A 17627-nucleotide genomic window follows, 5' to 3' on the forward strand; every position below is an offset into this window, starting at 1 on the left:
CTAGATTTATAGACGCTTTGCCCCCGAACTTTGAAGCTCAGAGGCAGATATGGGGACAAGCAATCCCAGCGACGAGTTCAAGCGCGACGCGGTGCACCAGATTACGGTACGTGGGTATCCGGTTCGGGAGGTTTCGCAACGTTTGGGTGTGAGCACGCACTCTCTGTGCAAGTGGCTGAAGCTGTTTGCTGAACCATCACCGAAGCCGGGCGTAGACCACGAAGCCGAGAACCGGCGTTTGAAGCGGGAGCTGGCGAGGGTGACCGAGGAGCGTGACATCTTAAAAAAGGCGACGGCGTACTTCGCGCGCGAGTCCCAATGAAGTACGCCTTCATCCGGGCGCATCGCGGAGCGTTCGGCGTCCGGGCCATGTGCCGGGTGCTGCGGGTTCATTTCATCTGCTTCTATGCATGGATTAAGGAACTGTTAAACCCCGGACGTGCGCCAGACCGAGCTGATCCGACAGGCTTGGGCGGGCAGCGGCAAGGTCTATGGCTATCGCAAGCTGACGGACGATCTGCGCGATCAGGGCGAGCAAATTTTAGAGAACCGTCTGGCCCGCTTGGCATCCATGGCCAGGATCGCTGTATAGATCAGGTACAAGCGCCGTCCGGGCCGGTATGGCGGCAAGCCAGCCATCGTGGCCGAGAACAGGTTGGAGCAGCAGTTCCAAGCTTCTGCCCCCGATCAGGTCTGGGTAGCCGAAATCACCTACATCAAGACCCACGAGAGTTGGCTGTATCTGTGTGTCGTCATCGACCTGTTCTCGCGCCGCGTGGTCGGCTGGTCTGCGCAATCCCGAATGACCACGGACCTCGCCCTGCAAGCTTTGCAAATGGTCGTTTGGCGACGAAAACCCGCTGGACAGGTCATGGTGCATTCCGATCAGGGTTCACAGTTCACCAGGCGGGAGTGGCAGACGTTTGTACATCAGTACAATCTGGAACCGAGCAGGAGCCCGCGCGGAAACTGCCATGACAATGCCGTTGCAGAAAGCTTCTTTCAGCTGCTGAAGCGGGAGCAGATCAGGTGACGGACAAATCCGCCCCGCGACGATGCGCGGCGAGACATGTTCGAATACATCGAGCAGTTCTGCAACCCGAAGCGCAAGCACACGAATAACGGCATGCTGTCGCCCGTTGACTATGAGATCAGACAGCAGAAATTGAACAAGGCAGGTGTCCAGGAAACTAGGGGCACCTAAGTCACACGATAGATCCAAACGCTCGACGAGCGTCGCCCGCGCCATCTTTATTAAGCTAGTTCAGAATTTCCGAGATCCGCTGTCTGGCACGCATGATAGACTGGGCATGGCGACGCCTCGTTCATAAAACAAACTCCGGATATCGCAAACGGAAGCAATGCGGTGATTGACACGAAACCGATAGAAAGCTGTTTCCCAAGCATGTATAGCCTGTAACACGATGCTTCCGTTTGCTCTTACCATCCTGCGCTTCCTGAAGGCGATTTGTCGTTCTTGGTCCGACGAAACCTTCAGGGCTGGGATGGCAGTTGCAATCCTGCTTCTGCTTTCCGGGACGACCTTCTACCGGATGGTAGAAGGATGGTCCTGGCTCGACAGCCTGTATTTTTCCGTGATGCTCATATCGACAGTCGGCCTTGGTGATCTCTACCCTGTTACCGAGTTCGGTAAGATTTTCACGGTTTTCTACATTTTCGTTGGTGTAGGGGTGTTCGTGGCGCTTTTTGCTCAGTTTGCGCGCGCTTTGGTCATCGGGCCCCGGAAAGATGCCCCCCCCGATCCGGACAACCTAAAAGAGTAGTGCGCCACAAAGAAGCCGAAATGGCTTGCATGCGGATGACCTGCCCCCCATCGGTTCCTCGCCCATAACGAGAGCCTGCGGGTTTGTGCTCTGAACCCCAATCTTGGATCGCCAGAAGCAGCATTTTTCCGGCTCTGTCACGATGATGGGCTGGTGACGCCATCGGGATATTGCATGGCAATTGGGACGTTGTATCCGATTGCACTGTGGGGCCTGTCCTCATTTTAGTGCCGACGTCAGTCCTCCAGGTATTCGCGGGCATCTGGAAGACTCATGAACCAGTGTGCGTTCAGGCATTCCGCCCGGGGCTTGCTGCCAAACGGCTCAGTGAAGCCATTGTCCGTGGGCTTCCCAAGCCAAGAGAAGTCGAGGGTAACGTCGCTGGCGTGGGCCCAGAGATCGAGGTCTCGCGCGATGAAATCGCTGCCGTTATCGACTCTGATCGTCCTGCGGTATGATCAACCGATCCTCGTACGGTGCCCATCCTCTGAGTGGGGTCAGATTTGTCTTCACCGAGGTTTCGTCAATGAAGACAACGCGCTCGGGCTGTGCCGACACCGCCGGGATACGGTGCCTGAACCATGTCTCGCGCTGTTGCCGTACCTTGACTCGACAGCGTTCGGCGGCCATATAATGGCGATTGGACACGATCTCGCGCTTATCGGGATCAATATGCTCCCAAATGTCTGGATCAGTTTTCTGTCGCCGCCTGTCGGGAGGACCGGGATGGTGTCCATCACTGCAGCCCGTCAAAGATACTGCGAACTGGCAGTGGCGTCTTCGGCACTCTTAGGGCGGACAATACTGTTGACCAGTCCGGCGATCTGAAAACCTTGGATCGCTATGGGGCTGAACAAGTAAAATTGGTATCCCGTAGAACCGCTCGTGTTTCAGCAAGCACTGCCGAGGGCAGTTTGCCAAACTGCTCTTGGAACTTTCTGGCGAAATAGCCGGATTTGGTGAAGCCGGCATCCAGCGCCACCTCTTTCACCGACCTGGGCGGGGTGGCAGGGTTGGTCAACCGCTCATATGCTGCGCCTAGTCTCAAGGCCATTAGGCACTCACCTGGTGCGAGCCCGTGAATTTCATGGAACGCCTCGAAAAGCCGCGTCTCACCAACACCCAACAAGCTGCAAAGCTGTGACAGGCTCGGAGGCGCATCCGGTGTATCAAACGTCAGTCGCCGTGCTTCCGCTGCGATATCAAAGGCTCGCCTTCGCGCGCCATGAATGCGCGGTGCGTTGCCGACAGTCGTGAAATACTCGTGCGCCAGCACATCCACAAAATCCCGATCCAGCGTACCATGGTACTTGTATACCCTGTCTGCGGTTTCTTTCGTGTCGTTTTGCGAGAGACTGCTTTGAAGTCTAAGCGCCTGAGACACTAGCCGCCTCGAAGGCCTGAACCTCAACCATTTCATATCCAACCGTAAATCGGGCTGACCCGAAAGCGCACGCAAGGCCTCCTCCAGCGCTGGTCGATAAACTCCTATTGTTAGATTATCCCGCCCTTTGCCGTGCGCTGTATAGCCGTTGGGCTCACCGGTGATGAAGGCATCGCCCGGCTTGACCTCCTGCCCGTCGAAGATGTAATCGCCTATCCATGACAACGGGATGTGCCAAGCTAGCCATTCACGGTGAGGAACGGTGTAGCCAGTGAAACGGCCCGGAAGATACATCCGAGACACCGAAGACATCTTTCCTGCAAATTTTTTCCCGAAAAGGCTCGGGGCACCCGCGTCAAGTAACGCTAGATGACCTTCTCCTATCGGCATACCGCGTAGTTGTTCCGCAAAACTTACAATCTTCTGGAGACCCGCCGGTTTTCCAGAAATTTCTTCAGTTTTGGCGTTTGACAGCCCGATAGAGTGACGAACTTTTGGTCTCATGTTTAGTTTTTGAGCAAAAAGCCTGTAGATAAAGGATTTTCGGCCTGAACAGCGAAGGATTCAGGCCCGTTCTCGTGATGGAAGAACCCCACTTATGACATACACTTAAAGGAGCGTGAGTAAAGAAGCAGGTTCAAGACCAGAACGGCTTTGCCTTTGAAGTTGCAAGACCATGAGCGAGCTGTGCCGTCTAAGCCAAACGAGGGGCTAGAAGTTTTGAATTTTTCGACCTTTTGCCGACTTTCAGCTTTGCCGATTATTCTATCGTTGCCAGCCTTCGTTTTGCCGTCCACTGTTTTGGCCCAGCAGGTGAGTAGCCTGCTGTCGGGGCCTGACTCCACGCCTAACCTTCTCAGCTCTGATGCGCAGGAAAAAGACGACCTGCTGAACGTCGATGCTCAGCAGGGCTTTGACGACTGGAAAGCGGGCATAAAGGAGCGGTTCGGGCTGGATTTTGGGATCGATTACAACGTACTTGGATACACTGCGAGTTCTAGCCTCGGAGAAAGGAAAAGTGCCAGCGGCGCCTTTCGTCTTTTCGGGACATGGGATCTGGTCAACCGTGAGGGTCCTAATACCGGTAGCTTGATTTTCAAGTTCGAAAACCGACACGCGTTCACTACGGTGCCGCCCACGGGCTTCGGTGGGGAATTGGGCTATGCTGGTCTCAACAGCTCAGTGTTCAGCGATCAAGGTTGGCGTGCAACGCATCTCTATTGGCAACAGGAATTCGCCCAAGGACGCGGCGTAGCCTATATTGGGTGGTTGGATGTGACGGATTTCGTCGATGTTTATGCCCTTGCCAGCCCCTGGACCGGTTTTTCCAACATTGCGTTTCAGACTGGGTCCGGAACCATCGGAGGCCTGCCGGACGGGGCGTTGGGGGCAATGGCCGGCGGGTTCCTGACCGATAACATATATGCTTCAGCAGGGATCGCAGATGCCAATGCGGATCCGACCGACCCGATTAGTGGTTTCGATACTCTGTTCGATCAAGGCGAAACATTCAAGTCGCTTGAAATCGGCTGGACTTCGGGTGCCGAAGCGCTTTTCGTCAACAATGCTCATCTAACCTTCTGGCAAATCGACGCGCGTCAACAGGCAGGAACGCCGGGAGGCCACGGCATTGCCTTTTCCTACACTCATGTTTTGGGAGATGCATGGCTGCCCTTCATACGTGGAGGTTGGGCCGACGATGGCGGCAGCCTCTACGAGGCCGCCGTCAGCGCGGGTTTCGGTTACACCCGTCAGCCTGGGAGAAACCTGCTCGGTGTGGGTCTCAACTGGAGTCGGCCGAATGATACAACCTTTGGGCCAAATTTAAGAGACCAGTACACGCTGGAGGTTTTTCAGCAATGGCAGTTGACCGAAGGCTTGGAGCTGACGCCGAGCGTTCAGATCATCAAGAACCCGGCCCTGAACCCAAACAAGGATACGGTTGCATTGTTCGGCTTGCGGTTCCGGGCATCGTTTTGATGAGCGCGCGCCCTCAGGACACGGCTAAGGAACTAAGGAGCAGATCCGACCAGGCGGATGCCGGTTGAACCTGTGCATACAGAACCGCTTGATCATAAGGAGACGAAACGTGGAACAACACGGTGACACTCATTTCATCCGAAGCATAAGCACAAAACGCGACTGTTCAGGGTTGGGAAATGCCGGGAGATACGCGCGTTTGTGCAGTTCGGCCGCTTGTCTAATCGCGTTCGCAAGCGCGACTTTGGCGGAGGAGGAAATCAACAACGGGACAAACCCCATCAAGCTCACCAGCCAAATCGCGCTTCAGTACCAGTTCAATCAGATCGATTCCAACCTCAACACGGGTCTGCTCGAGTTTGCCTATACAAAGCCTTTCGGCGATATGAGCCAATCCTTCCGACTGACCGTGCCTTTCTCGGACAGTCCGTTCAACGCTAACCCCACCTTTGGGGATACGGCAGCCATTGCAGCGGCCAATCCTTCCGTGGGCAACGAAATGCGGCTTGGCGATATAAGCCTCATGTTCATCAAGGTCTTCGGCGTAACCGAAAAGAATGGCGCCGCGGCCACGTTCGAACTGTTTCTGGACACGGCCGAGACGCCGACGGCAGGCTATGGTCAATTTGCTGCCGAAGCCTCTGCCTACTACGCGTGGTTCCTCGATAACGGGTCGATCTTTTCGCCAGCCATAGTTCACACCTTCGGGCTCGAAGGTGGCAACAGCCTGGGCGTGGACGTCAATACCACAACTATCGACTTCTACTATGTGCCCAAGCTCCCAACGTCGAAATACTACATGACCTTCGACCCGGCGATCATCCACGACTGGGAGAACGACGCGACCTTCGGCAGCTTGCAGGTCACATTTGGGATCATGACGGGCAAGGCATTTGGCGGCGACAGCCAATTATTCATCAAACCCGGTGTCCTTTTCGGCGGCGACGCTCCGGCCGATTGGTCGGTGCAGTTTGGATACAAGATTCTGAACTTCTGAGACAAAGGGCAACGGTTCTAACGATCTAGTCAACGGAATCCTGAAACGGAGAACTTTATGCAAAAGATAATTTCAACCGCCTTACTGGCCTCTCTTGCATGGTCGACCGCACATGCACAGGACTATGATCTGGTCATCCTGAATGGGAGGGTCATGGACCCCGAAACGATGCTTGACGGGCAGTTCAACGTGGGTATCAAGAATGGAAGGATCGAGGTCATCACGCCAAGCGAGATCACCGGCGCCGAAACCATTGATGCATCAGGCCATGTCGTCGCGCCCGGATTCATAGACCTGCATTTCCACGCCCTCGACGGGCTCTCGCTGAAGCTGGCCGCGCTTGACGGCGTGACCACCGGGATGGATCTGGAAGCTGGTGCAATTAACGTAGCCGAATGGTATACTGAAAAGGATTCAACCGGCTGGCCGCTCAACTATGGAACCGGGGTCAGTCAGGAGATGACACGGACCCGAGTCCATGACCCCGAGGTCGATACTAGCGGTTGGCACGACGCCACCAGCGTTTTCGACCTGCGCGCTCAGGCAGTGCAGGATGGTGTGCCGGGTTGGTCGGTTACGCGCAGCAACTCTGATCAGTTCAACCAAATCCTAACCTATATCGACGAAGAATTGCGTCAGGGTGCAATCGGAATTTCCTCGACCATCGGCTACATGACCGAAGGCGTGACCACCTTCGAAATGTTCAAGACCCAAGAAATCGCGGCGAAATACGGCCGCTTCCTCGGCGCGCATGTGCGGTTCCACGGCAACCCCTCCAACCCCGAAGGTCCGCTAGGCACCAGCGAATTGCTGGCCAACGCGCTGGCGCTGGATGCTCCGTTCTCGCTTAACCACAACAACGAGTATGGTTGGTGGGAGAACGAGGAGAAACTTCAGAAGGCTCGCGCGCAAGGATACAACGTCTGGTCGGAATACTATCCCTATTCGGCGGCTTCGACGGCGATCTCCGCAGAGTTCTTTCATCCGGACAAGTTCGCGATTATTTCGGGTGGGCGACCCTACGAAGAGACGATCTACGATCCGGTTCAGGACAAGTTCCTGACGCAGGAAGAGTGGGAGAAAACCTCGGCAGAGTTTCCGGGTCGCTCGATCTTTGCCTTCAATCCCAAACGTGACGAATGGCTCCCCTACTGGCAGAGAATGCCGCACATGATCGTCGCCTCCGATGCAATGTTTTCCGGCAAGGGGATCGACTCCTGGGACCTGCCGCCCGAAGAATATGTCGGTCATCCGCGAACTGCGGGCACGCGCGGCAAGGTTCTGGCCGGCGGGCGCGAGCAAGGCGTCCCACTGATGTTCACGATCGCGCAGATGGCCTATTGGCCGGCATATCACCTGGGCTTGACAGGTCTTGAGGGGATGCAGGAGCGGGGCCGCCTGCAGGAAGGTATGGTCGCCGACATCACGATCTTCGATCCGGAGAACGTGAAAGACAATGCCACCTACAAGGCCGGTGAGCAGGGTCAGCCGACCACGGGCATTCCCTATGTCATCGTGAGCGGTGTGCCTGTCGTGAAGGAAAGCGAATTCCAGTTGGATGTTCGTCCGGGCAAGTCGATCCGCTTCCCGGTGGAACAAAAGGGCCGCTTCGAGCCCGTCACATTCGAGGCTTGGGAGAAGGCGCACACGATTACCGGCTTCACCATCGACCCCGGCGCGCTGGGTCAGCCTGACAGCGGTGCTGACGCGGGCGTGTCGCGCCAAACCGGGGATGAGTGATGCGGCCACCTATCCGTCCAAGCCTGGCGATTGTAGCGAGCATTTGCGTCGCAATCGGGACGATCGCGTCGGCCAACGATAGGGATGAGAAGATGGTAGGAACTCTTGGCCTCTCGTCCCTAGATCCGCTTGCGCAGTTGGTTGCCCCGGATCTGGACCGCATCGCTGAAGAGAACGCAGCCTCAGCATCTGATCTTGCGGGGCAGGGGGCGTTTGCCACCGTGTTTTGCCCTGTGCATCTGCAACTTGAGACTCAGGTAATTGACTTCTCGAGACGGCGGAAGTCCAATTAGCTTGTTTCGGGTATTATTTGGAGAAAGAACCATGCAAATTCAAAATCTTGTCGCCATTCTTTTTACGGTTTCAGCGAACGCCGTGTTCGCTCAGGAGGCATCCAACCAGACCCTGATCACCAACGTAAATGTCTTTGACGGCGTGAACGAGGCACTGATCGAGAACGCCAATGTGGTGATCAACGGCAACCTGATCGAGACCATCTCGACCGAACCGCTGGCCGTGGCCGGCGGCAAGGTGATTGACGGGGGCGGCCGCACGCTGATCCCCGGCTTGATCGACGCGCACTGGCACACGACCTACGCTTACACACCGCAAAGTACGGTCGTATCCGGTGATATCTCGGAAGTTGCGATCCGCGGAGCGCTTGGCGCCGAAAAAACACTGATGCGCGGCTTTACAACGATCCGTGATACCGGGGGGAATCCATTTTCGATCAAGAAGATGATCGATTCGGGCGAACTTGTCGGACCGCGCATTCTGCCCTCGGGGCCGCCCATTACGCAAACCGGAGGCCATCTCGACTATCGCCCCTACCAGGCGGTTCCGATGAACCAAGGCGACTCGCAGTGGTACTGGTACGCCAATGGGCTGATGCTCCAGGCGGACGGCGTGCCCGATGTCATTCTGCGCACGCGCGAGGTGATGCGCATGGGTGCCTCGCAGATCAAGATCGCGGCAGGCGGCGGCGTGTCTTCGCTCTATGACCCGATTGACGTCCGGCAATACACGCGGGCCGAGTTGGAAGCCTTTGTCGAGGTCGCCGACACTTACAACACATACGTTCTGGCGCATATCTTTACCGACGATGCCGCGCAGGTGGCAATCGAGGCGGGCGTGAAGTCGCTGGAGCACGGTATGCTCTTCAGCGAAGAAACCCTTCGAATGATGAAGGAAAACGACGTCTGGCTCTCGACCCAGCCAATCCTGAATGACGAGACCGCGCTGGCGTTCGATGATCCGGTCAGCACGGCGAAATTCCTTCAGGTCACAGATGGCACTGAGAAGGTGTATCAACTCGCAAAGGAGATTGGGGTGAAGATCGCCTTCGGAACCGACATGCTGTTTGACCCGAAGACAGCCGAGTCGCAGACCCAGTTCCTGACGAAGTTGAAGCCGTGGTTCACACCCTACGAGATCCTGAAGATGGCGACCTCGGACAATGCCGAGCTTTTGGAACTTGCCGGCCCCCGCCATCCCTACCAGGAGGGCCCGCTGGGCGAGATCACCGAAGGAGCCTATGCCGACCTGATCCTCGTCAACGGTAACCCATTGGTGGACATCGATATTGTCGCCGACCCGCACACCAATTTTGTCCTTATCATGAAAGATGGAGTTATCTACAAAAACGCTCTGGAGAACTGACATGAAAAACAGGAGGAAACTAATAACGGCCGTGTTCTGTGTGGCGGCGTCGCTAGTCGCGGCGCAGGAGACATCCGACCCTGGCACAGTAATCACCGGCGCGCGTATCTTCGACGGCTTGTCGCCTGATCTGATCGAGGGGCAGGATGTTCTGATCCAAGACGGCATGATTGCGGCAATCGGTGCCGCTTTGACACCTCCCGAGGGCTCTGCCGTGATCGACGCAAACGGACGGGTCATGATCCCGGGGTTGTCAGACGTACATTGGCACGTGACTATGGCAGAGGTGCCTCAGACTACTCTTCTGACTGGCGACGCCTACGAGATCGCGGCGAGGGCAGTTCCGACGGCCGAGCGCACTCTTATGCGTGGCTTCACTACGGTTCGCGACCTTGGTGGCAATAGCTTTGCTTTAAAGAAACTGATTGATAGCGGGATTCTTGTCGGACCGCGCATGCTGGTCGCAGGCCCGCCGCTCACGCAGACCGGGGGACATTATGATTATCGCCTGCCGCACGACGTGCCAGCTGACAGTACGATGGACTACTGGGGGCGCACGGCTTTTTTTGTAATTGGTGACGGAGACGCAGAGGTTCGAAAGCGTGCGCGTGAAATCTTTCGGATGGGAGCCAGTCAGATCAAGATAGCCGCCGGCGGTGGTGTTGCGTCGATCTTTGACCCTCTAGACGTGCGCCAATACTCGCTGGAAGAAATGAAGGCGATCGTGGACGTGGCTGAGAGCTATAATAGTTATGTCGCAGCGCACGTAATCGCTGACGAAGCTGTCCGGATGGCCGTCGAGGCCGGAATCAAGAGCATCGAACATGGGATGCTGCTTGAACGCGAAACTTTGGAACTCATGAAAGAAAAAGGCGTCTGGCTCAGCACCCAACCCTTGCTGGACGACGAAGACCGCATGGTCTTCCCGACCGCAGAGTCCACCAAGAAATGGCTTGTCGCAACGGCTGGCACCGAAAAGGTCTACAAGATGGCCAAGGAAATCGGGGTAAAGATTGCGTTCGGTACGGACGCGTTGATGGACCCGGAAATGGCTGCCAAACAGGGCAAATATCTCAGTAAGCTCGAAAAGCTTGGTTTCACGCCCTATGAAGCGCTTAAGATGGCGACTTCGGACAATGCTGAACTCATGGAAATGGCTGGGCCGCGTCATCCCTATCAGAAAGGCCCGCTGGGCGAGATCAGCGTTGGTGCCTATGCAGACCTGATCCTTGTCGATGGGAACCCGTTGGAAGATCTGAGCCTCGTCGCAAACCCCGAAGATAACTTCGACCTGATCATGAAAAACGGTGTCATATACAAAAATGATATGGAGTAAAACGCAATGCTCAGACGATTTATGATAACTTCTTTCTTCGCACTGGCGGCTCCCGTGGCGGGCGCGCAGAACGACCCGACGGGACCCATCGTCATCACGAATGTGAATGTCTTCGACGGGTCGAGCGAAGAACTGATCGAGGGCGCGAATGTCGTCATCGACGGTAACCTGATTGCGGAGATCACCACCGAAGATGTTGTGGTTGCCGGTGGTCGGGTGATCGACGGCGGCGGCCGCACGCTTATGCCGGGGCTGATCGATACTCACACGCACATCATGCTGCATTCGGATCCCGTGACGCAATTGATGACGCAGGATGCATTCGAACAAGGGGCTCGCGGCGCAGCACGTGCGAAGGCCTATTTGGATGCCGGGTTTACCACTGTGCGAGACTTGGGTGGAAATTGTTTTGGCGTAAAGAATGTCATCGACGCGGGCGTTTCACCAGGGCCACGGATTTACTGCGGCGGCGCCAGTATCACTCAAACATCCGGACATGGCGACTTCCGGATGACGAACGACGGGCACCCGAGGTTTGACGGCTTTGCGGCCTCTGGTGTCGCCAACACGACGAAGACCACTATCATCGCTGATGGCGTGGATGACGTGCGCGCCGCTGTCCGTGAAATGCTGTTCCGGGGAGCGTCCCAAATCAAGGTACACGCAGGTGGCGGCGTAACCAGCTTCAAAGACCCGCTGGAGGCAGCTCAGTACACCCAGGAAGAACTCAACGCAGCGGTGGAAGAGGCTGAGCGTTACGGCACCTATGTGACGGTACATGCCCAAGTGAATAACGCCGTTGTGGCATCCCTCGATGCAGGCGTCAGAACCGTTGAACACGGCCTGATCATGGAAGAGGAAACCATGGTGAGGATGGCCGAGGAAGGCGTCTACTGGATCCCACAGGCGTTTCTCGCGCTTCAGGACGTCTCGAGCAATCCACTGTTTCAGGACCCGATCCAGAATGCCAAGTTGGCCAAGGTCAATGCAGGCGCGCGCCAAGCCTTCGAATGGGGCATTGAACACGGCGTCAAGACGGGCTGGGGAAGTGATGTTTTCGGAGCAAATGATATCTTTGCTACTTTCCGGCAGGAATTCGCCTTTCGTGACGAGTTCTACGAACCCATTGAGCAGATGCAACAAGTCACCGGTGTGAACGGAGAAATTCTCGCTCTGAGCGGTTTGAAGAACCCGTACGTAGATGGTCCGCTCGGTGTCATCGCCGAAGGAGCTTACGCGGATATCATTCTGGTCGACGGTGACCCGACCCAAGACATTCACCTTTTGATGGACTCGAACAACATTGCCCTGATCATGAAGGACGGTGTCATCTACAAAAGCGACTTGGAGTGACCATAGTGCTGCATAAAGCGTTTATCGCCACTGCTTTCGCCGTTGCGGCTTCGGTCGTGGGAGCGCAGGAGGAGGCAAAAGAAACGCAAGTCCTGTTCAAGAACGTGCGCGTTTTCGACGGGGTCGGAACGGAACTGAGCGACCCGACCAATGTGCTGGTCACCGGAAACATGATCGGTGCGATCGGGCCCGACGTGACGGCTGACGGCGATGCGACGATCATCGCCGGCGATGGACGGACACTAATGCCGGGCCTCTCGGACTGCCACTGGCATTCGCATTCGATCGCAGTCACCAATCCCGAACTGCTTTTCGGGGATCCCTTCAAGAACATTATCAAGGTTGCCCTCGAATCAGAGCATACGTTGATGCAGGGCATCACCACCGTGCGCGACGTGGGCGGCAACATTTTTGGCGTCAAGGCACTGATTGACGAGGGGCGCCTCGTGGGGCCGCGCATTCTGCCCTCCGGGGCCTACCTGACGATGACCTCCGGTCACGGTGAAATGCGCTTGCCCAATGTCCTGCTGCGCCCCGAAGGCCGTGCATTGATCGACCAGGAAATTCTGGGACATACGGCGATTGCCGACGGAGTGCCCGCAGTCTTGAGGCGCACACGGGAAAACCTGATGCGCGGGGCCACACAGATCAAGGCGATGGCAGGCGGTGGCGTCGCGTCATTTTCCGATCCCCTGGACGGCGCACAATTCAGTCTTGAGGAACTCAACGCGATCGTCGAGGAAGCCGAGAGATGGAACACTTACGTCACCGTTCACACCTACACCGCGAAAGCGGTTCAGCACGCCTTGGAGGCTGGCGTCAGAAGCATCGAACACGGCCAGATGATCGACGAGGAAACGGCGCAGATGCTTGCGGAGACTGACGCATGGTTGTGCCTGCAACCCTTCCTGGACGACGAGGATAGGATCCCTCTGGATGGAGAGTTCAACAACCGCAAGTACGATCAGATGCTTGGTGGAACCGACACTGCCTACAAGCTGGCCAGGAAATACGATGTCAATGTCGGCTTCGGTACGGACATGCAGCAGAATCCTGCCATGATCGACCGCTGGGGCGCGCAGCTGGTGAAGCTTACGAATTGGTACACACCAGTCGAGGCTCTGCAAATGGCAACCAGCATCAACCAAGAGTTCTTCAAGATGGCGGGTGAGCGGCATCCCTATCAGAAAGGTCCGCTCGGGGTCGTGCAGGAAGGAGCCTATGCCGATCTGCTGCTCGTCGAAGGTAATCCCCTGGAAAACATCGAGTTGGTCGCCGACCCCAACTCGAACTTCAAGATCATCATGAAGGACGGCGTGATCTACAAGAACACGCTGGAGTAACAACGACCGCCCGCCGCGAAAGCGCGGTGGGCGGCTTTTTGTCCGCGAGGCCGGTTTATGCACCCATTGCGAATTGAACGACTTGTCTACCGGTGGCCGGGCGCGGCGCGCAGCACACTGGGTATTGGCGCGCTGTCTCTGGCGTCCGGCGAGCGCCTGTTTCTCCATGGTCCCAGCGGGTGCGGAAAATCGACCCTGCTGTCGGCGATTGCGGGAGTGGTCGATGTGCCCACGGGGGCCATACTTGTTGCGGACAAGGACGTAGGCGCGTTGAATGGCGGCGCGCGGGACCGGTTCCGGGTGGATCATATCGGCATGATCTTTCAGGTATTCAATCTGATCCCATGGCTGAGCGCGCTCGAGAACGTCCTTCTTCCCTGTACATTCTCCAAGCGTCGGCTCGAGCGCTCGGGCGAGGATCCTGCGGGAACGGCCCGGAATCTGCTCGACGAACTGGGTCTGTCGGATCCGTCCCTAGCATCCAAGCCGGCTAGCGAGCTCAGCGTGGGCCAGCAACAACGGGTTGCTGCCGCGCGCGCGCTAATCGGCAAGCCGGACCTTATCCTTGCGGATGAACCGACCTCGGCGCTCGATGAGGTGGCCAAGGCGGCCTTTGTCGACCTGCTGGCAAGGGAGTGCGCCGAAGCGGGCACCGCGCTGCTCTTCGTGAGCCATGACCGCAGCCTGGAGCATCATTTCGACCGCAGTGTTGATTTTCTCGCCCTAAACGGTGGCGCGGCCTGATGCTGGGGTTCAGCCTGCGCAGCCTGTGGAACCGCCGCTTCGTGGCCGGCCTGACCGTGCTGGCCATTAGCCTCAGCGTCGCGCTGATCCTCGGTGTTGAACGGCTCCGGGACGGCGCGCGTGACAGCTTTGCCAACTCCGCGTCCGGGATAGACCTGATCGTGGCGCCGCGCGGCAATTCGGTGCAGATCCTGATGGCCACCGTCTTCGGCGTCGGCGGCACCGGGACGGGCATGACATGGGACAGCTTCGAGTGGCTGGAAGATCGGCCCGAGGTGGCCTGGGCGGTCCCGATCCAGATGGGCGACAATCATCGCGGCTATCCGGTGATCGGGACGGATGCATCGTATTTCGAGCATTTCCGGCACTCTGGCGGTCAGCCTCTCTCCCTCGCCGCAGGCACGTTCCTTTCCGGTGACGGGGCGGATGCCGCCGTGGTCGGGGCCGAGGTCGCGGCGCGGTTCGACTATGCCCCCGGTGCGGTGATCGTCAACGCCCACGGCTCGGGCGAGGTTTCCTTCGACCTGCACGACGACGCGCCCTTCACAATATCGGGTGTGCTCGCGCCGACGGGTACCGCCGTCGACCGGATGGTCTTCGTCACGCTCGAAGGGTTCGACGCCCTGCATGCGGAAGAAGATGCGCCTGCTGCCGACCCCCTCGACCCGGCCGCCATGCCCACCGACGATCATGACGATCATGACGATCATGGCGGGCATGACGGGCATGACGATCATGAAGATCATGGCGAACACGAAGGCACGGAGGCCAAACACAGTCACGAACCGGACCGGATCAATGCCGTCTACGTTGGGCTGATCGATCGGACGAATGTCCTTGGTCTGCAGCGGGCCATCAACGAACGCCCCTCCGATGCGTTGAGCGCAGTCCTCCCGGCGGTCGCGCTCACCGAGCTCTGGGGGATTACCGGGACAGCGGAGCGCGCGATGCGACTGATGGCGTGGGCCGTGGCTTTGGCAGGGATGATCGGCATGGTGGTCATGCTCTCTGCGACCCTCGACACACGCCGCCGCGAATTCGCGATTCTGCGGTCTGTTGGCGCCACGCCCACCCGTATCTTTGCGCTAATTGTCGCCGAGGCCGCCATCCTCACCGCGGCGGGGCTGATCCTTGGCCTTGTTCTGCTCACGGTGGCCACGTTCGTGACCGACCCGATCCTGTCTGCCCGCTTCGGTCTGAGGTTGGGATTGAATGTCTTCGGTGCGCGCGAAATGGCCACCCTTTTCGTCATCTTCTGCGCCGGGCTCCTCGCCTCGCTCATCCCGGCGGTCCGGGTCTACCGCATGACGCTGGCCGACGGGCTGTCGGTTCGGCTATGACAAATGAAGGGGATATTTCCATGACCACGTTCGCCCGTCTCGTCTTGATATTCTCGCTTGCCCTTTCTCCGGGCTTCGCACAGGCGACTGAACCTCAGGAAATCTCGTGGGCTACGCTTGCACCTCCTGCCGCCGTGATTGAGAACCCGTTCGAGAACCTCACCGATGATCAGATGGACAGCTTGCGCCAGATCCTACGGTTCGAGGCACGGGCGGAGCGGAGCGATGACGCTGAAGCCCGCGCCGAAGCGCAAGCGTTGCGCAAACAATTGGCCGACGAGGGCCTTGATGTCGACGGGTTGTTCGCCGCGCGCCTCGCGATCATGGAAGAACGTGAAGCTGCGGCCACCGAGGTGAACGAAGACCTCGTTGGCATGAGCGTCCGCCTGCCGGGCTATGTTCTGCCCCTGGAATTTAAGGGTCGTAAGGTCGTCGAGTTTCTCCTCGTGCCTACGGTCGGCGCCTGCATCCATACTCCGCCGCCGCCCGCCAACCAGATCGTCCATGTCGTGTATCCCGAGGGCATCGAGGTTAGCGGTCTTTTCACCCCGGTATGGATCACCGGGACCATGGTCGCCCAGAGTTCGGTTCAGACGGTTGGCTATGTCGACGGACAGGCCCCGGTTTCTGTCAGCTATTCGATGCAGCCGCAGCTGGTCGAGGAGTATGGCGGCTGAACCCCGATGCACAGGGCAGATCGGTATCTCGGCATGGCAGGCTATAAGTGGCGGCGAAAGCGTCGCTTAGGTGGTGTCAGAAGGAAACCGGTTGAGACGGGCTGGGCAGTCTCGTAGCCTCTCGGCCTGCCGAAACGTGCTCCTTTAAATATTTCCACAGCAGGAGGTGTCAAGGCGATGGGCTTGAGCGGGGCAGGGCGAGCCGTAGACTCTGGCCATGACGACTCCCAACCGGTTTCGCTACTTTAGCACGAGCCGCGAGATCATCCAGCTGGTGGTTATGCTGTACGTCGGATTTCCCCTGTCACTGCGGAACGTCGAGGATCTCCTGCACGAGCGTGGCATCGATGTGAGCCACGAGTCGGTCAGATTGTGGCTACAGCGTCTCGGTCGTAAGCGTCTGGTCTGACCGCTCTGCCGCGGGGAGATAGAGGCGGATAGGGCTATGCCGCGGAATTTGGTCTGACGATCGCGACGGGCATGGTGCACATTCCCAAACTGCTCTCACGCATTCAGTCTGATGAAAGCCTTCCGGCTTTGGCGCGCGATCTATTTGTCGCCCAGGCGGAAGAATATCATCAGCTCCAGCAAAGGATTGATGATGTCGAGGCCAGGCTTCGGGCCTGGCACAAGGCTGACGCCTGCAGTCGCCGTCTGGCGAAGATACCTGGAATTGGCACTGTTGGTGCGGCCATGTTGATCCAGAAAACGCCGGCGCCCGAGGCATTCCGTTCCGCGCGGCAATTCGCGGCCTGGATCGGTTTGACACCCAAGGTTCACTCCACAGCGGGCAGGGTCATGCTCGGCTCCATTACGCGTGCCGGTGACGAAAGCTTGCGCAGCGTTCTGGTGGTCGGGGCGACCGCAGTTATTCGCCAGCTCAGTATGAGGCGGGGCAATGCATTTCCCTGGCTGGCCAACCTGCTGAAACGCAAGGCGTCGAAACTGGCGGCAGTGGCTCTGGCCAACAAGATGGCACGAATTGCCTGGAAGCTCTTGGTTTCGGGCGAGGCCTATGCTCCCAGAACTGCGGCGCTTCCAAACGCATCTGCATAACTATGAAGGTTTTCGTGAAACCACGATAGACCGCCCTCCGTCATGAGGTGCCTGTCGTAGGAACTTGCAAGTTGATCAGCAGATGGAGTGATCGATCGATCCGGAACCCGGGAAAATCCGAAGATGCCAATGGCCGAAATGAGGTCGCGGAGGTGATGGGAACCCAGGTCGCGGAAGCCATCTTGGCCAGCGTTCATGAGTGAACGCATCGAAAGGCCGGACATATGAACGCAA

The 17627-nt window shown here is 57.7% G+C and carries 12 protein-coding genes and 4 pseudogenes; 14 read left to right on the forward strand and 2 right to left on the reverse strand.

The features are described 5' to 3' along the window. The first annotated feature begins 49 nt into the window (after positions 1–49). A pseudogene (locus BLT75_RS22220) lies at positions 50–1204 on the forward strand (IS3 family transposase). A gap of 220 nt (positions 1205–1424) precedes the next feature. Further along, entirely contained in the window at positions 1425–1784 is a 360-nt protein-coding gene (locus tag BLT75_RS22225) for a potassium channel family protein (RefSeq protein WP_093037464.1), read from the forward strand. Between the two features lie 137 nt (positions 1785–1921). Here the strand turns inward: BLT75_RS22225 and BLT75_RS22230 are convergent. Next, positions 1922–2239, reverse strand: a pseudogene (locus BLT75_RS22230) (integrase core domain-containing protein); the annotation flags it as partial. Positions 2240–2625: 386 nt separating this feature from the next. After that, the gene (locus BLT75_RS22235) at positions 2626–3672 is read right to left on the reverse strand and encodes a helix-turn-helix domain-containing protein (RefSeq protein ID WP_093037467.1); all 1047 of its coding nucleotides are present in this window, start codon (positions 3670–3672) and stop codon (positions 2626–2628) included. 216 nt (positions 3673–3888) lie between these two features. Here BLT75_RS22235 and BLT75_RS22240 point away from each other — a divergent pair, with 216 nt between their 5' ends. The 12 genes and pseudogenes from BLT75_RS22240 to BLT75_RS22300 form a co-directional block, all read left to right on the forward strand. Next, the gene (locus tag BLT75_RS22240; RefSeq protein WP_176828202.1) at positions 3889–5148 is read left to right on the forward strand and encodes a carbohydrate porin; all 1260 of its coding nucleotides are present in this window, start codon (positions 3889–3891) and stop codon (positions 5146–5148) included. 109 nt (positions 5149–5257) lie between these two features. Then, complete coding sequence (locus BLT75_RS22245) at positions 5258–6145, forward strand: hypothetical protein (protein WP_143028639.1); 888 nt, start codon at positions 5258–5260, stop codon at positions 6143–6145. A 57-nt stretch (positions 6146–6202) separates the two neighbouring features. After that, complete coding sequence (locus BLT75_RS22250; RefSeq protein WP_093037475.1) at positions 6203–7885, forward strand: amidohydrolase family protein; 1683 nt, start codon at positions 6203–6205, stop codon at positions 7883–7885. Positions 7886–8146: 261 nt separating this feature from the next. After that, positions 8147–9544, forward strand: coding sequence for a metal-dependent hydrolase family protein (locus BLT75_RS22260; RefSeq protein ID WP_245706627.1), 1398 nt, complete (start codon positions 8147–8149; stop codon positions 9542–9544). 1 nt (position 9545) lies between these two features. Further along, on the forward strand, positions 9546–10880 hold the full coding sequence (locus BLT75_RS22265; protein WP_093037484.1) for a metal-dependent hydrolase family protein: 1335 nt from the start codon (positions 9546–9548) through the stop codon (positions 10878–10880). A gap of 6 nt (positions 10881–10886) precedes the next feature. Further along, on the forward strand, positions 10887–12233 hold the full coding sequence (locus tag BLT75_RS22270; RefSeq protein ID WP_093037487.1) for a metal-dependent hydrolase family protein: 1347 nt from the start codon (positions 10887–10889) through the stop codon (positions 12231–12233). After that, positions 12230–13576, forward strand: a complete 1347-nt coding sequence (locus BLT75_RS22275; RefSeq protein ID WP_093037491.1) for a metal-dependent hydrolase family protein — start codon at positions 12230–12232, stop codon at positions 13574–13576. Before BLT75_RS22270 ends, BLT75_RS22275 begins: the two co-directional genes overlap by 4 nt. Positions 13577–13633: 57 nt before the next feature. Then, on the forward strand, positions 13634–14320 hold the full coding sequence (locus BLT75_RS22280; protein WP_093037494.1) for an ABC transporter ATP-binding protein: 687 nt from the start codon (positions 13634–13636) through the stop codon (positions 14318–14320). Further along, positions 14320–15660, forward strand: a complete 1341-nt coding sequence (locus BLT75_RS22285) for an ABC transporter permease (RefSeq protein WP_218129002.1) — start codon at positions 14320–14322, stop codon at positions 15658–15660. Before BLT75_RS22280 ends, BLT75_RS22285 begins: the two co-directional genes overlap by 1 nt. Positions 15661–15680: 20 nt before the next feature. Then, positions 15681–16337, forward strand: coding sequence for a DUF3299 domain-containing protein (locus BLT75_RS22290; RefSeq protein ID WP_218129004.1), 657 nt, complete (start codon positions 15681–15683; stop codon positions 16335–16337). A 217-nt stretch (positions 16338–16554) separates the two neighbouring features. Beyond that, a pseudogene (locus BLT75_RS24945) lies at positions 16555–16728 on the forward strand (IS6 family transposase); the annotation flags it as partial. Positions 16729–16778: 50 nt separating this feature from the next. After that, positions 16779–17393: pseudogene (locus BLT75_RS22300) on the forward strand (IS110 family RNA-guided transposase); the annotation flags it as partial. Between the last annotated feature and the right edge of the window lie 234 nt (positions 17394–17627).

Source organism: Ruegeria marina (assembly GCF_900101475.1).
GTDB classification, from domain to species: Bacteria; Pseudomonadota; Alphaproteobacteria; order Rhodobacterales; family Rhodobacteraceae; genus Ruegeria_B; species Ruegeria_B marina.

Coding starts and splice junctions, on each gene's coding strand:
- BLT75_RS22290 (WP_218129004.1), top strand. CDS start 15,681: ATGACCACGTTCGCCCGTCTCGTCTTGATATTCTCGCTTGCCCTTTCT.
- BLT75_RS22235 (WP_093037467.1), bottom strand. CDS start 3,672: ATGAGACCAAAAGTTCGTCACTCTATCGGGCTGTCAAACGCCAAAACT.
- BLT75_RS22250 (WP_093037475.1), top strand. CDS start 6,203: ATGCAAAAGATAATTTCAACCGCCTTACTGGCCTCTCTTGCATGGTCG.
- BLT75_RS22265 (WP_093037484.1), top strand. CDS start 9,546: ATGAAAAACAGGAGGAAACTAATAACGGCCGTGTTCTGTGTGGCGGCG.
- BLT75_RS22225 (WP_093037464.1), top strand. CDS start 1,425: ATGCTTCCGTTTGCTCTTACCATCCTGCGCTTCCTGAAGGCGATTTGT.
- BLT75_RS22270 (WP_093037487.1), top strand. CDS start 10,887: ATGCTCAGACGATTTATGATAACTTCTTTCTTCGCACTGGCGGCTCCC.
- BLT75_RS22280 (WP_093037494.1), top strand. CDS start 13,634: ATGCACCCATTGCGAATTGAACGACTTGTCTACCGGTGGCCGGGCGCG.
- BLT75_RS22285 (WP_218129002.1), top strand. CDS start 14,320: ATGCTGGGGTTCAGCCTGCGCAGCCTGTGGAACCGCCGCTTCGTGGCC.